This window comes from Methylobacterium adhaesivum, assembly GCF_022179065.1.
GTDB classification, from domain to species: domain Bacteria; phylum Pseudomonadota; class Alphaproteobacteria; order Rhizobiales; family Beijerinckiaceae; genus Methylobacterium; species Methylobacterium adhaesivum.
This window is the reverse complement of the sequence record NZ_BPQD01000039.1, coordinates 12,856-28,465: the sequence shown is the minus strand read 5'-3', so window position 1 is coordinate 28,465 and position 15,610 is coordinate 12,856. Positions and strand designations below refer to the sequence as shown.

17 protein-coding genes are annotated in these 15,610 nt (G+C 69.1%); 11 read left to right on the top strand and 6 right to left on the bottom strand.

Annotated elements, in window-relative coordinates:
- The first annotated feature begins 2 nt into the window (after positions 1–2).
- The 4 genes from MFF01_RS19650 to MFF01_RS19635 are packed head-to-tail and all read left to right on the top strand — an operon-like array spanning position 3 to position 2,708.
- Positions 3–551, top strand: coding sequence for an SRPBCC family protein (locus MFF01_RS19650; RefSeq protein ID WP_373319819.1), 549 nt, complete (start codon positions 3–5; stop codon positions 549–551).
- On the top strand, positions 548–1,489 hold the full coding sequence (locus MFF01_RS19645; protein ID WP_238227935.1) for a YncE family protein: 942 nt from the start codon (positions 548–550) through the stop codon (positions 1,487–1,489). The genes MFF01_RS19650 and MFF01_RS19645 overlap by 4 nt, the downstream gene beginning before the upstream one ends.
- Positions 1,486–2,070 carry a hypothetical protein gene (locus MFF01_RS19640; RefSeq protein WP_238227934.1) on the top strand — a complete coding sequence of 195 codons (585 nt, stop codon included), beginning with the start codon at positions 1,486–1,488 and terminating at the stop codon, positions 2,068–2,070. The genes MFF01_RS19645 and MFF01_RS19640 overlap by 4 nt, the downstream gene beginning before the upstream one ends.
- Entirely contained in the window at positions 2,067–2,708 is a 642-nt protein-coding gene (locus MFF01_RS19635; RefSeq protein ID WP_238227933.1) for a response regulator, read from the top strand. The genes MFF01_RS19640 and MFF01_RS19635 overlap by 4 nt, the downstream gene beginning before the upstream one ends.
- Before the next feature lie 12 nt (positions 2,709–2,720).
- On the opposite strand, the gene MFF01_RS19630 is transcribed toward MFF01_RS19635, so the two are convergent.
- Positions 2,721–3,332, bottom strand: coding sequence for a flavin reductase family protein (locus tag MFF01_RS19630; RefSeq protein WP_238227932.1), 612 nt, complete (start codon positions 3,330–3,332; stop codon positions 2,721–2,723).
- A 5-nt stretch (positions 3,333–3,337) separates the two neighbouring features.
- Positions 3,338–3,901 (bottom strand): nitroreductase family protein, encoded by a 564-nt coding sequence (locus MFF01_RS19625; protein ID WP_238227930.1) that lies wholly within the window; start codon positions 3,899–3,901, stop codon positions 3,338–3,340.
- A 152-nt stretch (positions 3,902–4,053) separates the two neighbouring features.
- Between MFF01_RS19625 and MFF01_RS19620 the strand changes: the two genes are divergently transcribed.
- The 3 genes from MFF01_RS19620 to cysC are packed head-to-tail and all read left to right on the top strand — an operon-like array spanning position 4,054 to position 5,958.
- Entirely contained in the window at positions 4,054–4,965 is a 912-nt protein-coding gene (locus MFF01_RS19620) for an RgsD C-terminal domain-containing protein (RefSeq protein ID WP_373319818.1), read from the top strand.
- 11 nt (positions 4,966–4,976) lie between these two features.
- Positions 4,977–5,384: a hypothetical protein gene (locus MFF01_RS19615; protein ID WP_238227928.1), complete on the top strand. Its 408-nt coding sequence runs from the start codon at positions 4,977–4,979 to the stop codon at positions 5,382–5,384.
- A 25-nt stretch (positions 5,385–5,409) separates the two neighbouring features.
- Positions 5,410–5,958, top strand: coding sequence for an adenylyl-sulfate kinase (gene cysC / locus MFF01_RS19610; RefSeq protein WP_238227927.1), 549 nt, complete (start codon positions 5,410–5,412; stop codon positions 5,956–5,958).
- 48 nt (positions 5,959–6,006) lie between these two features.
- Here cysC and thrS read toward each other — a convergent pair whose 3' ends face one another.
- The gene (gene thrS / locus MFF01_RS19605) at positions 6,007–8,034 is read right to left on the bottom strand and encodes a threonine--tRNA ligase (protein WP_238227925.1); all 2,028 of its coding nucleotides are present in this window, start codon (positions 8,032–8,034) and stop codon (positions 6,007–6,009) included.
- A 385-nt stretch (positions 8,035–8,419) separates the two neighbouring features.
- Between thrS and MFF01_RS19600 the strand changes: the two genes are divergently transcribed.
- The gene (locus tag MFF01_RS19600; RefSeq protein WP_494337862.1) at positions 8,420–9,808 is read left to right on the top strand and encodes a 2-hydroxycarboxylate transporter family protein; all 1,389 of its coding nucleotides are present in this window, start codon (positions 8,420–8,422) and stop codon (positions 9,806–9,808) included.
- 74 nt (positions 9,809–9,882) lie between these two features.
- Here MFF01_RS19600 and MFF01_RS19595 read toward each other — a convergent pair whose 3' ends face one another.
- The 3 genes from MFF01_RS19595 to MFF01_RS19585 form a co-directional block, all read right to left on the bottom strand.
- On the bottom strand, positions 9,883–12,084 hold the full coding sequence (locus MFF01_RS19595; protein WP_238227923.1) for a TonB-dependent siderophore receptor: 2,202 nt from the start codon (positions 12,082–12,084) through the stop codon (positions 9,883–9,885).
- A gap of 236 nt (positions 12,085–12,320) precedes the next feature.
- Complete coding sequence (yidD, locus tag MFF01_RS19590; protein WP_238227921.1) at positions 12,321–12,659, bottom strand: membrane protein insertion efficiency factor YidD; 339 nt, start codon at positions 12,657–12,659, stop codon at positions 12,321–12,323.
- A gap of 4 nt (positions 12,660–12,663) precedes the next feature.
- Entirely contained in the window at positions 12,664–13,107 is a 444-nt protein-coding gene (locus MFF01_RS19585; protein ID WP_238227919.1) for an iron-sulfur cluster assembly scaffold protein, read from the bottom strand.
- 289 nt (positions 13,108–13,396) lie between these two features.
- Between MFF01_RS19585 and folE the strand changes: the two genes are divergently transcribed.
- From folE to MFF01_RS19570, 3 genes are read left to right on the top strand one after another with little or no spacing between them, the layout of a single operon-like run.
- A complete protein-coding gene (gene folE, locus MFF01_RS19580) occupies positions 13,397–14,167 on the top strand; it encodes a GTP cyclohydrolase I FolE (RefSeq protein ID WP_494337864.1) in 771 nt (256 codons plus the stop codon).
- Between the two features lie 5 nt (positions 14,168–14,172).
- On the top strand, positions 14,173–14,607 hold the full coding sequence (gene hisI / locus MFF01_RS19575) for a phosphoribosyl-AMP cyclohydrolase (RefSeq protein WP_238227915.1): 435 nt from the start codon (positions 14,173–14,175) through the stop codon (positions 14,605–14,607).
- Positions 14,604–15,599, top strand: a complete 996-nt coding sequence (locus MFF01_RS19570; RefSeq protein ID WP_238227912.1) for a patatin-like phospholipase family protein — start codon at positions 14,604–14,606, stop codon at positions 15,597–15,599. The genes hisI and MFF01_RS19570 overlap by 4 nt, the downstream gene beginning before the upstream one ends.
- Positions 15,600–15,610: the final 11 nt, after the last annotated feature.

Below are 15,610 nucleotides of genomic sequence, written 5' to 3'. Positions count from 1 at the left end.
GTATGCGTTTCATCGCCTCCACCGCGTTCCTTGCGTCGCTCGCCGCCGCCGTCCTCGTCATGCCGGCTTCGGCGCATGGGCCGACGCCGCAGAAGATCGATCAGACCGTCACCATCGCGGCCAAGCCCGAGGCGGTGTGGAAGGTGGTCGGCAATTTCGCCGGCATCAACACCTGGCATCCCGATGTCGCCAAGAGCGAGGCCGTCGACGGCAACGCCGCCGGCGGCCGGCGCAAGATCACCCTCAAGAACGGTGGCACCCTCGACGAGGGCCTCGACGAGATGAACGACAAGGGCTTCTCCTACTCGTATCGCCTGTCGGACCCCGACCTGAAGGCCCTGCCGGTCTCGTCCTACTCGTCCACCCTCACGGTGACGCCGGACGGCGACGGCTCGAAGGTCGAGTGGCTCGCCCGATTCTACCGGGGCGACACCGGCAACGAGCCGCCGGAGGAGCTGAGCGACGAAGCCGGCCGCAAGGCGATGAACGCCTACTTCGCCAATGGTCTGAAGGGGCTGAAGGCCAAGGTCGAGGGCAGCAAGGGCAAGTGATTCACGGATTTGCCCGTCTCGCCCTCGCGGCGTTCCTGACCGGCTCGATCTCCGGGCCGGTGCTGGCGCAGGCCGTCTATGTGGTGAGCCAGGAAGGCGGCACCCTGACCCCGGTGGCGCCGCCGGGGGCGGCGATCCCCGTGGGAAAGGGACCGGCGCAGGCGGCGGCGGGGCCGGACGGGCGGCTCTACCTCGCCCATCCGGACACCCACACCATTTCGGTGGTGGAGGGCTCCCCCGGACGGGTGGTCGCCCGGTTGCCCTTCGCCGGCCAGCCCTTCGGCATTGCGGTTGCCCGGGATGGGCGAAGCCTGTTCGTCGGCGACTGGTCGGGCCACCGCGTGGTGCGCCTCTCCAGCGCCACCGGCGCGGTGGAGGGCAGCGTCGCGGTGGGACGCGATCCGGCGGGCCTCGTCCTCGACGGTCGCGGACGGATCTACGTGGCCGATCGCGAGAGCCGACAGGTCAGCGTGGTCGACACCGCGACCATGACCCGGGTCGGCGCCGTCCCCGTGGGCGAGGGGCCGTTCGCCCTCGCGTTGAATCCGGCGCAAGACAGGCTCTACGTCGCCAACGTCCGCAGCGGTGACCTGCACGCCGTCGACACCGCAACCCTCGCGGTTGTCGCCCGCGCGGTCCTCGGCGGCATGCCGTACGGTGTCGCCGTGAGCGACGACGGAGCGCGCATTCTCGTCACCAACCAGCAGGCCGGGACGCTCGTGGTCCTCGACGCCGCCCTTTCCCCCGTGGCGACGATTCCCGTCGGTCGCTATCCGGAGGGTGTGGCGGTGTCGCACGATCGGGCCTACGTCGCGAACTGGTTCTCGGACTCGGTGTCGGTGGTCGATCTGGCCACCCTCACGGAGACGGGCCGCCTTCCCGTCGGCGAAGGGCCGCGTGGCCTCGCCATCCTGAGCCCATCCAAGGAGGCTCCATGACCTCGATGCGACCGCGCACACCGGCCCGGTGGCTCGCCCTCGCCGCCGGACTTGTTGCAGGACTGGCGGCCTGCGACCGGGCGGAGGAGCCCGGCGAGGCGGCGCGCGGTAGCGAGGAGCACACGGTGGTCGCGACAAAATCCGACGCGGACATCCCGTCCTGGCTCTCGCCGACGGATCCCATGGAGCCGGCCCGCTGGCTCGCCAGCCGCGAGCTCGGCCGCCCGGCGCCCGAGGTCGGTTCGCAGGCCGATCACCTTCGCCACAGCCTCGCCCGCGCCAAGGACTCGTTCATCGAGGATCCGCGGATGGTGGCCAACCGCACGGTGCAGCTCGGGCAGATGCTCGCCGAGGCCGGAATGCCGGAGCCCTACGCCGACCTTCTCGACGGCCTGGAAGCCGTGGCGTCGGTCACCACCCGCAAGCAGCTCTACGGCGAACTCTGCCAGCAATACTACAACACCCGCCGGCAGGGCGTGGACCGGGCCGCCACCCTGGCGCGGCTGTCGGAGCGCTACGCCGCGCAAGGGAGCGGTGACGACAAGGCCGCCCCTGCCCCATCCGCCGGGAGCGCACGATGACGAGCGTCCTCATCGTGGACGACCACCCGGTGATCCTGCGCGGCTTTCGCCGCATCATGGAGGATGCCGGGGTCGAGACCGTCCACGAGGCCACCGACGTCGCCGGGGGCTACCGGCTGTTCAACCGCCTGCGCCCCGGGATGGTGGTGGTCGATCTCACGTTCCGCACCGGCGCCCTGGCGGGCCTGTCCCTGATCCGCCAGATCCGCGCCCTGGCGCGCAACACCCGCATCCTCGCTTTCAGCATGCACGACGACCCGATCATCGTCTCGCGTGCCCTGGAGAGCGGCGCGACCGGTTACGTCCTCAAGGACGTCCCGGCGGCGCGATTCCAGGAGGCGTTCGAGACGGTCCGGGCGGGGCGGAGCTACCTCGACCATGCCCTCGCGACCCGCGTGGCCGTCCTCGGCCTCGCCGGCCAGCCGGCGCCGCTCGCCGACCTCACGGCCCGCGAACTCCAGATCCTGTCCCTCCTCGGCCGGGGGCAGTCCTACGGGGCCATCGCCGACACCCTGGCGGTGAGCTACCGCACGGTGATCGGCTCCTGCGCCAGCCTCCGGCGCAAGCTCGGGGTCCGGACGCTCGCCGAACTCATCCACGTCGCCGTCTCGCAGGGCGAGGACGGCCCCGCGCGCTGATCCGGGACGACCCTACTGCCCGGCGCCCTTCGGCCGCTTGAGGGAGAAGCGCGTCTCCGGCTCGGCGGTGAAGTAGTCGAAATAGCCGCCGCGCAGGATCGGCCGCATGGCCCCGGTCTCCACGAGGCCGTCCTTGATGAAGGCGTCGTCGATGTAGATCGACACCACCTGCCCGATCACCAGGAAATGGGTGGCGTCCCCCCCGTCCAGTGGCGTCAGCGGCACCGTCCGCACCCACTTGCACTCGATGGCGGCGGGCGATTCGCCCACCCGCGGCGGCCGGACCTTTCGCGACGGCACCGGGGTGAGGCCGGCGACCTCGAACTCGCTCTGTCCTCGCGGCAGAGGCGCCGAGGTGGCGTTCATGGCATCCCGGAGGGCGAAGGTGGCGAGATTGCACACGAACTCGCCGCCCTCCTCCGCGAAGGTCATGGCGTCCTTGCGGCCCGAGGAGGAGAACATCACCATGTCGGGGTCCGCCGCCACGGCGTTGAAGTAGGAATAGGGGGCGAGGTTGACCTGGCCCGCCCGGTTCATGGCGCTGATCCAGCCGATGGGGCGTGGCGCGACGAGGGCCTTGAAGGGGTTGTGCGGCAGGCCCCGGGTCTCGGAGTCGTAATGCATGGGGTTCAGATCCGGGTGACGATGTCGGCGAGATCCGGCCGGGGCCGGTCGCCCGGCACCTCCTGGGGACGGCCGAGATGGATGAAGCCGGCGAGCTTCTCAGCAGGGCTCAGGCCGAGGGCGTCGAGGACGCGGCGGTCGTAGGCGAACCATTCCGTGAGCCAGGAGGTCGCGTAGCCCGCGGCATTGGCGGCCACCACGAGGTTCATGCACACGGCCCCCGCCGACAGCACCTGCTCCCATTCGGGAATCTTCGTGTGCGGCCCGGCGCGGGACACCACCGCCACGACCACGGGGGCGTGGGCGAGGCGCCCGGCCTCAAGGTCGAGGCGGGCGGCGTCCGCCTCCGGGTGATCGGCGCCGTAGGCCGCCGCGATGGTGGCACCGATGCGGGTCCGCGCCTCGCCTTCGATGACGAGGAAGCGCCAGGGCGCGAGCTTGCCGTGATCCGGCACCCGGGCGGCCAGCGTCAGGAGCGTGTCGAGTTCGGCCGCGCTCGGCCCGGGGCCGTCGAGGCGCAGCGGCGGAACGGAACGGCGGGTGCGCAGAAGATCGAGGGTGGCGTTCATCGAAACCTTGTGGAATCCGATCGGGGATGGCGGCGTTCCGGCGGATCTAGCATAGATGGCGGCCGATGCCGTCGGTCATGCCGTCGCCATGGTCCGGTTCCAGAGCGGACCGCTCGGGGGCTCGGACGGGACGGCCCGCAGGGAGAGGGCGCATGACAAGGGGCCTGACGGTCGCCGCCGCAATGATGGCTTTGGGACTGGCGACGCCGGCCCGGGCGCAGGAGGGCGGCCTTCACAACCGGATCGGGCCGAACCTGCCGACCCCATCCCTCACCGAGCCTGAACCGCCCGCGCCCGCGTCCCGGACCGCCGCGACCCTGAGCCTCGCCGCGGTGTTCGCGGGCAGCGACAAGCCCCTGCGCTCGGGGCTCGCCTGGCGGATCTACGAGGACCGGACGGACGGCGTGAAGCCCCCCATCGTCGCGCGTTCGGACGCGCCCGACCCGAGCTTCACCCTGGCCCCCGGCGCCTACGTCGCCACCGTGACCTATGGCTTCGCCAGCGCCTCGAAGCGCATCGCCATGGCGGGAGCGCCGGTCGCGGAGACGCTGAAGGTCAATGCCGGGGCGCTCAAGCTCTCGGGCGCCATCGGCGACGCGCGGATTCCCGCCGCTCAGGTTGCGTTCTCGGTCTTCGTTCCCATCGGGACCAATTCGGAGGGACGCCTCGTGCGCAGCGGCGTGAAGTCCGGCGAATTGCTGCGCCTGCCCGAGGGCACCTATCACGTGGTCTCCACCTACGGGGAGTCGAACGCCATCCAACGCGCCGACCTCAAGGTCGAGAACGGCAAGGTCACGGACGCGACCCTGAGCCACCACGCCGCCACCGTGACCCTGAAACTCGTGGCTGCTCCGGGAGCCGAGGCCTTTGCCGGCACGGCGTTCAGCGTGCTGACGCCGGGCGGCGACACCATCCGCGAGGCCATCGGGGCGTTCCCGCAGGTGGTCCTGGCGGAGGGCGACTACGTGCTCATCGCCCGCCATGACGGGCAGGTCTACACCCGCGAGTTCAAGGTCGAGAGCGGGATGGACCGGGACATCGAGGTCGAGGCCAAACCCACGTGATCGGAGCCCTTATGCGGAATCGTCCCCTGACCCATCGCCCGGCCGCCGCGCTTGTGGCCGCAGCGCTTCTGGCGGGCACGGTCGCGCAGGCGCAGACCGTCGTGGACGACTCGGCGGCCGCCCTGCCGGCCGGGACGGCGCCCGCCGTCATCGGGCTCCTCGGCCGGGGCCTGAAGGCCCCGGAAACGGCGCGTTACGGCCGGCTGCGCATGGGCCGGGCCGGGGCCGTCTGCGGCGAGGTGGACACGACGAACCGGATGGGCCAACACGTCGGCCCGCGCGGCTTCGTCGCCGATCTGGGAGCGGGCTTCGCCGCCATCGTCCCGGACGGGGCCGAACTCCGCAACCCGACCGGGACGGCCCATTACGCGGCGATGCAGCGGACCCTCGCGCTGTTTTCCGCCAATTGCGCGGTCTGACCGCGCCCGCACGAAGGATGCCCGCATGGACGATGCCCGCATGGACCCTTGCCGGATGAAACCCGCCATCATCTGGCTCACGGGCCTGTCGGGTGCCGGCAAGTCGGCAACGGCCGAGGCCCTGCGGGACCTGCTGGCCGCGCGGGGACATCGGGCGACGATCCTCGACGGCGACGAGCTGCGCCAGGGCCTGAGCCGCGATCTCGGCTTCGGCGACGCCGCCCGCATCGAGAACATCCGCCGGGCGGCCGAGGTCGCCCGCATCCTCGCACGCGCCGACATCGTCACCATCGTCTCGCTGATCTCGCCGTTCCGCAAGGAGCGCGCCCAAGCCCGCGCCATCGCGGGGGAGATCCCGTTCCTCGAAGTCTACGTCGACGCGCCGCTGGCCGTGTGCGAGGAGCGCGACCCCAAGGGTCTCTACCGCCGCGCCCGCGCCGGCCTCATCCCGAACTTCACCGGTATCGACTCGGCCTACGAGGCCCCCCTCGAGCCGGATCTGCACCTGCATACGGATGCGGGCACGCCGCAGGACGGCGCCGCACGGGTGGCTGCCGCCCTCGGGAATCTGTAGCCCCCTCCAATCACGGGGTCGGAGGGGGCCTCAAAGCAGAACTTCGGATCAGGGCGTCGGCGCCTCGCCGTGATGGGTGTCGAGGCTGACCTCTGCACTCGGCACGCTCGCCGCGATGCTGTCGGCGCGGATGCGGTCGGGGGCCGTCGCCTCGGCCACGAGGGCGGCCAAGGTTTCGTCGAGGCCTCCGGTCCGGGTGTGCTGGCTCCCGAGGCGCCGGACCGAGACCGTGCGTTCCTCGCCCTCCTTGCGGCCGACCACGAGCATCACCGGCACCTTGGCCAGCGAATGCTCGCGAACCTTGTAGTTGATCTTCTCGTTGCGAAGATCGGCCTCGACCCGCAGCCCGAGGCGGCTCGCCGCGGCGACCACCTCCCGCGCATACGGGTCGGCATCGCCCGTGATGGTGGCGACCACCACTTGCACAGGCGCCAGCCAGAGCGGGAAATGCCCGGCGAAATGCTCGATGAGGATGCCGGTGAACCGCTCCAGCGAGCCGCAGATGGCGCGGTGGACCATGACGGGCGGCTTCTTTCCGCTCTCGGCATCGACGTAGAAGGCGCCGAAGCGTTCGGGCAGGTTGAAGTCCACCTGCGTCGTGCCGCACTGCCAGTCGCGGCCGATGGCGTCGCGGAGCACATACTCGAATTTCGGACCGTAGAACGCGCCTTCGCCGGGGTTGATCGCCGTCTTGATCCGGCCGCCCGACGCCTCCTCGATCTGCGCCAGGACGCGGGTCATCACCGCTTCGGCGTGGTCCCACAGGGCGTCCGAGCCGACGCGCTTTTCGGGGCGCGTCGAGAGCTTCACCACGATCTCGCCGAAGCCGAAATCGGCGTAGGTGGAGAGGATCAGGTCGTTGATCTTCAGGCACTCGTCGGCGAGCTGGTCCTCGGTGCAGAAGATATGCGCGTCATCCTGGGTGAAGCCGCGCACGCGCATCAGGCCGTGCATCGCGCCCGACGGCTCGTAGCGGTGGACCACGCCGAACTCGGCCATGCGCAGGGGAAGGTCGCGATAGGACTTCAGCCCGTGCTTGAAGATCATCACGTGGCCGGGACAGTTCATCGGCTTCAGGGCGAACCAGCGCTTGTCCTCGGCCTCGTCCCCGGCGCTTTGCGCCGCGAACATGTTCTCGCGATACCATTCCCAGTGGCCCGACGTCTCCCACAGGGCCTTGTCGAGGATCTGAGGGGCGTTCACCTCCTGGTAGTCGCCCTTCAGGCGCCGGCGCATGTAGGCGATGATCTCCTGGAACACCGTCCAGCCCTTGGCGTGCCAGAACACGACGCCCGGCCCCTCCTCCTGGAAGTGGAACAGGTCCATCTCGCGGCCCAGGCGCCGGTGGTCGCGGCGCTCGGCTTCCTCCAGGCGGTGGAGGTAGGCGTCGAGATCCTCCTTCGTGGCCCAGGCGGTGCCGTAGATGCGGGTCAGCATCGGATTGTTGGAATCGCCCCGCCAATAGGCGCCGGCCACCTTCATGAGCTTGAAGGCGGTGCCCACCTTGCCCGTGGAGGTCATGTGCGGACCGCGGCACAGGTCGAACCAGTCGCCCTGGCGGTAGATGTTGAGGTCCTCGCCCGGCGGAATCGCGTCGACGAGCTCGACCTTGTAGGCTTCGCCCTTCTCCGAGAAAAGCTGGCGCACGTCGTCCCGCTTCCAGACTTCCTTCGTGAACGGGGCGTCGCGCGAAAGAATCTCGCGCATCTTGGCCTCGATGGCGGGGAAGTCGTCGGGCGTGAACGGCTGGTCGCGGGCGAAGTCGTAATAGAAGCCGTTCTCGATCACCGGGCCGATGGTGACCTGCGTCTCCGGCCACAGGGCCTGCACGGCTTCGGCCAGGACGTGGGCGCAATCGTGCCGGATCAGCTCAAGACTGCGTGGGTCCGTGCGGTCGAGGAACTCGATGCGGGCGTCGTGCTCGACGAGATCGGACAGGTCGCGCACGGTGCCGTCGAGGGCCATGGCGACGGTGCGCTTGGCAAGGCTCTTGGCGATGCCCTCGACGATGGCGCGGCCGGTGATCGCGCCGTCGTAGCTGCGGGTGTTGCCGTCGGGAAAGGTCAGGATCGGCATGGCCGAGGGGCTCCTTGGAGGCTCACTCCTGCGTACGCGGCAGGTAAGCGGGTCTTGAGGTCAGCGGGTCTTGCGGTCAGGGGTCTTGGTCGTGGGCGGGCGCCGGGGCGCGCCGTGCCGTTTAGCTCCATTCGCAGCCCGAAGGAACGTGAAACCTGCCGCGCCGCGGCGACACGCGGTCAGGAGCCGAACTGACAATCTCGCCCAACCTTCACTTCGCTGCGTCCCACGGTGGCGTCCGATGAATTGACAACGCGGGCGCGAAGCGACTGATGCTGGTGAAAGGCCATGGCCACTACGGTTGAGGCCAAGAAAAAATCCACGTCACGAGAAATAAGCATGGGTCCGGGCCGGGGGGGCACAGGGCTCAGCCGGGAGACACGCCATGCCGAGCCCCATACAGACGGCCCATCCCGAGGGAATCGCCATCACGTCGACGGCCCAGCTTCCGGGGGCACAGGTTCCGATGCGGCGGTTCTGGCCTCAAGGCTGGTGGCGGTTCGTGGACTTCAAGATCGGCATCATTCCGCTGCCGGTCTACGCGATCCTTGTGATTCTCCTGGCGATCCTCACGCAGGAGGGCGAAATCCGGCCGGATGCGCCGACGATGATCGCCGTGCTGGTGCTGGGCGGCTTCACCTGTGCCGAGATCGGCAAGCGCCTGCCGGTCCTGCGCAGCATCGGGGCGGGGGCGATCTTTGCGACCTTCATCCCCTCGGCCCTGGTCTTCTACGGGCTGATCCCGCCACAGGTCTTCAAGGCGATCGTGGATTTCACCAAGTTCACCAACTTCCTCTACCTCTACATCGCCACCATCATCGTCGGCAGCATCTTAGGCATGGACCGCGAGGTCCTGATCAAGGGCTTCCTGAAGATCTTCGTGCCCCTGGCCGCGGGTTCGGTGGCGGCGGGCATCGTCGGCACCCTGGTCGGCACCCTGCTGGGCCTGGGCGCCTACCACACCTTCTTCTTCCTCGTGGTGCCGATCATGGCGGGCGGCGTCGGAGAGGGCGCGATCCCGCTCTCCATCGGCTACGCGGCGATCCTCGGCCAGGGCCAGGGCGACGTGTTCGCCCAGGTGCTGCCGCCGGTGATGCTCGGCAGCCTGACGGCGATCGTCCTGGCCGGCACCCTCAACGCGGTGGGCAAGCGCCTGCCCCACCTCACCGGCGAGGGCCGGCTGCAACCCGACCGGGACAACGACGTCGCCGCCATGAAGGCGGAGGACATCCCCGTCGACGCCGCCACCGTGGGCGCGGCGGCGCTCACGGCGGTGACGCTCTACCTGCTCGGCGTGATGATGCATCACGTTACCGGCCTGCCCGCCCCCGTGGCGATGCTGTTCCTGGCGGTGATGGCCAAGCTCGCCAGCGCGGTGTCGCCGCGCCTCCAGGCCGGCGGCTTCGTCGCCTACAAGTTCGTGCAGATCAGCATGACCTACCCGCTGCTCTTCGCCGTCGGCGTGGCGATGACGCCGTGGGAGAAGCTCGTCGCCGCCTTCACGATCCCGAACCTCATTACCATCGTGGCCACCGTGGTGACGCTCATGGCGACGGGGTTCCTGGTGGGCCGCAAACTCGGCATGTATCCCATCGAGACGGCCATCGTGAACGCCTGCCACAGCGGCCAGGGCGGCACCGGCGACGTCGCCATCCTGACGGCCGCCAACCGCATGTCGCTGATGCCCTTCGCCCAGATCGCCACGCGCATCGGAGGCGCCCTCACGGTGACGGGGACGCTTGTGGTGATGCGGTGGCTGAGCGGGGCTGGCTGATCCCGGCCTCATCGCTCCGAGCCGACGGGGGGATCGATGGGGGCGGGTATGGGCGACGTTGGCGCGCCGGGCGGCTACCAGCGGTAGATCAGGCTCCCTATCACGGTAGCCGGGGCGCCGCGATAGCAGAATCCGGCCTGGCAGTTGGTGTAGCTCCGATCGAAGATGTTGAAGGCGTTCACTTGGGCGCGGAAGCCTTTGTACTTCGGGTCGAGGGCCGAGAAGTCGTATGCGATCAGGGCATCCCAGAGGGTCACGGTGGGGTTGCGCACAGTGTTCTCGTCGTCGGCGAAGCTGGTCCCGGCGTAGCGAAGGCCGCCACCGATCTGCAGGCCGGCGAGGAACGACGAGGGCGCGAACTGATAGGTCGTGAAGGCTGAAAAGCTGTCGCCGGGGATGCCCGAGAGCCGGTTGCCGTCGATGGCCTCGCCGGTCACCAGGGAGGTCTGGCGGGCGAGGCGGACGTCGAGATGCGTGTAGGACAGGGTGAGGTTGGTGCCCGGGGCGAAATTGGCCGTCGCCTCCATCTCGTATCCGCGGGACCTGACCGCGCCGGTGGCCACCTGGTTGGCGGTGTTGGTGGGGTCCTGCCGCAGGATGCTGGACTGGTTGATGTCGAACCCGGCGATGGCGGCGGTGATGTTGGTGCCGGGAATCGCGTATTTCACGCCGCCTTCGAGCTGGTCGCCCGTCGCGGCCTTGAAGGGATTGCCGGCGGCGTCCACGCCGACCTGCGGCGTGAACGTGGTGGCGTAGCTGGCATAAGGCACCACCGCGTCGGTCAGCAGGTAGTTGAGCCCGACCCGGCCCGAGAAGGCGCGGTCGGTGCTGTTCTGCGCGGTGCCCGTGGTCCGGTCGGCGACGGTGCTCTGGAACACCCAATCGTGCCGCCCGGTGAGCGTCAGGATGAAGCGGCCGAGCCTGGCCTGATCCTGCAGGTAGAGTCCGACCTGATCCTGAGCCTGCGCTTGAAACGTCGTCAGGGCCGGCCGGGTGATCGCCTGCTGTCCGTAGTTGAGTGTGACGAGGTTCAAATCGGGCGCTGAACCGAACCCAAAGGCCCGCGTGTAGTCGTAATGTGCGTAATCGATGCCGCCGACCATCGTGTGCCGGATCGGGCCGGTGTCGAAACGGCTTTCCAACTGCGTGTCGACGGAGATCTGACTCAAAGCGTCGCGGTAATATCCGACGCCCCGTGAGGCCCGGGTCCGATCGGCGTTCAGGCCGGCGATATAGGCGTATTCGTAATCAGCATTGACGTCGTAATAGCGGACGTTCTGCCGGACGATCAGGTCGGGCGAGAATTTATGCTCGAAGGCGTACCCGATGCGGTATTGCTGCTGCTTGTAGTGATTGAAGGCCGGATCTCCGGAGTAGAAGTTCGTCACCTTGAATCCAGGGTCGTTGTAGAAGAACGACGTGCCCGGCAGGCGGGATTCGTAATACTCCGACAGGAACGTGAAGCTGGTGTCGGAGGACGGACGCCAGGTGAAGGAGGGCGCGATGAAGCTGCGGTCGTCGTCGCCGCCGGGCAGGTAGGTGTTGGATTGGCGCTTCACTCCGGTGAGGCGGTAGGCGAGCGTTCCGTCCGTGCCCTCGACGGGGCCGCCGATGTCGAAATTGCCCTGGAAGCGGTCGTAGTTGCCCGCCTGGAACTGGACCTCGCCGAAGGGCACGAAGACGGGCCGCTTCGACGTCGAGTCGACGATGCCGCCGGGGGAGCCGAGGCCGTAGAGGCCCGAGGCCGGCCCGCGCAGGATCGTCACGGCTTCAAGGCCGTAGGGCTCGCTGCGCGGGATCGTCAGACCGACGGCGTTCAGGCGGAGTCCATCGCGGAAGATGCCGTTGTAGGTGGCGGAGAAGCCCCGGATATAGAAGGCATCGTAGCGCGGATCGAACCCGAACACGCTGCTTGAGACGCCGGGCGCATAGGCGATGGCCTGGGCCAGATCCTGCACGTTGCGGTCGTTCAGCTGCTCGCGGGTGACCACGGAGACCGATTGCGGTGTCTCGATCAGGGGCGTGTTGGTCTTCGTTGCCGTCGGGCTGATCCGCGCGGTGTAGCCGGTGACGCCGGAGGGCCCGCCGCCGCCGCCGCTGGTCGCGGCGCTGTCCTGTCCGGTCGCGACGTTGCCCAGCGCCGGAGCGATCCCTGTTCCCTCCACCGAGAGCTGATCGAGTTGGACGCTCGCTCCCTGCGCCCGGGCGGTGCCGGCCAGGGCCGTGGAGGCCAGCAGCAGGGCGCTGAGACGGGCGAGGCGTCGACGGGATGGCATGACAGACTCCCTGGAATGCCGAAGGGCGGAGATCGGTCAAAATACCAAAGCGGATCGTTTCTCAAGTCCCAATGGGCAAAATTTCAAGGAATATTATGATTCTATGAGTGCTGAATTGAAATAATTCTAGCTCTAAACGCTGGGAATATTTGTTTTCGGATTGTTTATGTTGCGGTATTTGAAGAGTTCGGAGAATCCTGACGCCGTGGCTCGCGGATCGTCCATAAGGTGTCGCGCTAGTCTGTGAGGGCAACCGGTAGGTCTTCCGCCGTCTCGCGCGCCAAGGGTGCGGGCGGTGCGTTGACGCTCCGCCAGCGGCCGTAGCGCCAGGGCGTGGCCCACCCTGCCCCCTTGGGCAATGTCTCGGGCACGAGGTCGATGCCGTGAGTGCCGAGAGGTCCGCACCGGCAGATGCGCGAGAACCCAATCCAGCCGCCGGGCCAGAGTCCATGCCGGCGGATCGCCTCGTCGGTGTAGTCCGAGCAGGAGGGCCAGTGTCGGCATTGCCGCCCGATTAGGCCCGACAGCGTGAGCTGGTAGCCCCGGATCGCCCAATGGGCCGCGCGGCGGACCATGGCCTTATTCAGCAGCCTGGGCCCTGGCGGCGACCTGATCCAGCGCGTCGACCACGGCGTCGAAGGTCAGGAGCGTCGAGGCGTGGCGGGCCTTGTAGTCCCGGACGGGCTCCAGCACGGCGAGATCCGACCAGGGGCCTTCCGGCGCCGGGCCGTTTTCCTTCAGCATCGACCGCACGGCCTCGCGGACTGCCCGGAGGTCCTGCGTCGTGGCGCCGATCACGTGACGGGCCATGATCGAGGACGAGGCCTGTCCGAGGGCACACGCCTTCACCGCGTGGGCGAAATCCGTGACGACCCCGTCCGCGACGCAGAGGTCGACGGTGACGGTGGAGCCGCACAGCTTCGAGTGGACGGTCGCGCTGGCGTCGGGCGTGGGCAGGCGCCCGAGATGGGGAATGTCGGCGGCGAGTTCGAGGATGCGACGGTTGTAGATGTCGTCGAGCATGGGCGGCGTCCTCACGGCGGGGACGGCCTCGCGTGAAGCCGGCGTCCGGTCCCGGTTGTCTGATCCGCGCCGCCTGCATTGCGCGGCGGCGCGATTACGACGATATAGGCGCCCACGCACCGTTTCGCGAGGAGGCGGATCGTCGATCCGGGCTGTGCCCACGGCCGGGATCGCGCCTGCGGCCAGGGTGTCCCCGCCGGCCGAAGCCCCAAACGGCAATGGTTCGACGATGTATGCCAAGCCCGACAGCAACACGATGACGACCCGGATCGCTCGGGCGGAAGATGCCATGGATGCCGCGCTCAAGTCCCTTTCCTACCGCCTGACCGAGACGGAGGATTCGCGGATGGCTGAGAAGATTCCCGACGCGGCACATGCCGCGTCCCTGAACGGCCTGCGCAACGACAATGCGCCTGTGCCGATTCCCGCCGTGGAGATCGCCCCCTTGCCGTCCTCCGCCAAGCGCGTGCCCGATGCCGTCGCCACGGGTCGCCCGAGCCGCGAGGAGGCCGAGGCCGCCGTGCGCACCCTCCTGCGCTGGGCCGGGGACGACCCGAACCGCGAGGGCCTGCGCGACACCCCCGCTCGCGTGGCCAAGGCCTACGGCCAGCTGTTCGGCGGCTACGAGCAGGATGCCGACGCGCTCCTCGAGCGCGTGTTCGAGGAGGTCGAAGGCTATTCGGACATCGTCCTCGTGCGCGACATCCCGTTCTACTCGCATTGCGAGCACCACATGGTGCCGTTCATGGGGCTCGCCCACATCGCCTACTATCCGGTCAAGGGCGTCGTCGGTTTGTCGAAGCTTGCCCGCGTGGTCGACACCTTCGCCCGCCGCCTGCAGACGCAGGAGACCATGACGGCGCAGATCGCCGACGTGATCGAGAGCATTCTCAAACCCCGCGGCATCGCCGTGATGGTTGAGGCCGAGCACCTGTGCATGGCCATGCGCGGAGTCCAGAAGGCCGGCGTTTCCACCATCACCACCCAGTTCCGAGGCGCCTTCAAGAGCGATCCGAACGAGCAGGTGCGCTTCCTCACCCTCGTGCGCAACAAGCCCTGACGCCGATGACGATCTCTTTCGACGCCCCGGGTTCGAAGTCCGAGGTCGAGGAGGGAGCCGTCTTCACCCCTCGCTTCGACGCGAACGGCCTCATCGCCTGCATCGCCGTCGACGCAATGGACGGGCAGGTGCTCATGCTCGCCCACATGAACGCCGAGTCCCTCGCCCGCACCCTGGAGACGGGCGAGGCCTGGTACTGGTCGCGCTCACGCGGCGAACTCTGGCACAAGGGCGCCACGTCCGGGCAGATCCAGCGCATCGTCGAGATGCGGGTGGATTGCGATCAGGACGCCGTGCTCATCCGCGTTACGGTCGGCGGCGACGGGGGCTGCTGCCATACGGGCCGGCGCGATTGCTTCTACCGCGGCGTCGAACTCGGGGGAGCGACGGGGCCGGTGCGCCTCCACCCCGCCGTGTCCCGGGCGCCCGGCCCAGCATGACCTGGGACGGGTCCGGCGCGGTCCGCATCGAGGCCGGCGCCGTCGAGCCCGTGACGGAGGCCGCCCCGCGCGGCCCCCGCATCGGCCTTGCCCTCGGCGGCGGCTCGGCCCGGGGCTGGTCGCATATCGGGGCCATCGAAGTCTTGGAAGAAGCGGGCCTTCATCCGGAGGTGGTCACCGGCTGCTCCATCGGCGCCGTCGTCGGCGGCTGCTACGCAGCGGGCCAGCTCGGTCTGCTCAAGGCCTTCGCCCTGTCCCTGACCAAGCGCCGCGTCGTCGGCCTCCTGGATCTTCGCCTCGGGTCCGGCCTCATCGCGGGCGCCCGCCTGCGCCGACGCCTGGAGCGCGACCTCGCCGACCGCCGCATCGAGGGCCTTCCGGTCCGCTTCGCGAGCGTCGCCACGTGCCTCGGCACCGGCGAGGAGGTCTGGCTCACCCGGGGCAACCTCGTCGACGCCCTGCGGGCCTCCTACGCCCTACCGGGCGTGTTCCCGCCCGTGCGCCTCGGCGACCGCCTTCTTATGGACGGAACCCTGGTCAATCCCGTGCCCGTCACTCTCGCCCGTGCCCTCGGGGCGGACGTGGTGATCTGCATCAACCTCAACGGTGATCCCCGCGCGGCCGGGGGACCGGTCGTCCTCGACCCTACCGAGCCGGCGACGGAGGCATCGGTTGCGCCGAGGCCGCGCCGACGCCGGCCGTGGAACCTCCTGCGGTCCAGTCCCCCGCCCCCGAGCCGCCCCCTGCCGGGCGCGCCGAGCCCCGGCCTCGCCCGGGTGATGCTCGATGCCTTCAACATCACGCAGGACAAGATCTCGCGGGCGCGCCTCGCGGGTGATCCGCCGGACGCGACGATCTCGCCGTGTCTCGACGGGATGGGCCTGTTCGAGTTTCACCGCGCGGCGGAGGGGATCGCCCTCGGGCGCGCAGCGGCCCGCGCCGCCCTGCCGGCCATCCGCGCCACCGTGGCGTCGGCGGCGGCCAGGGGCTGAGTGTCGACTCC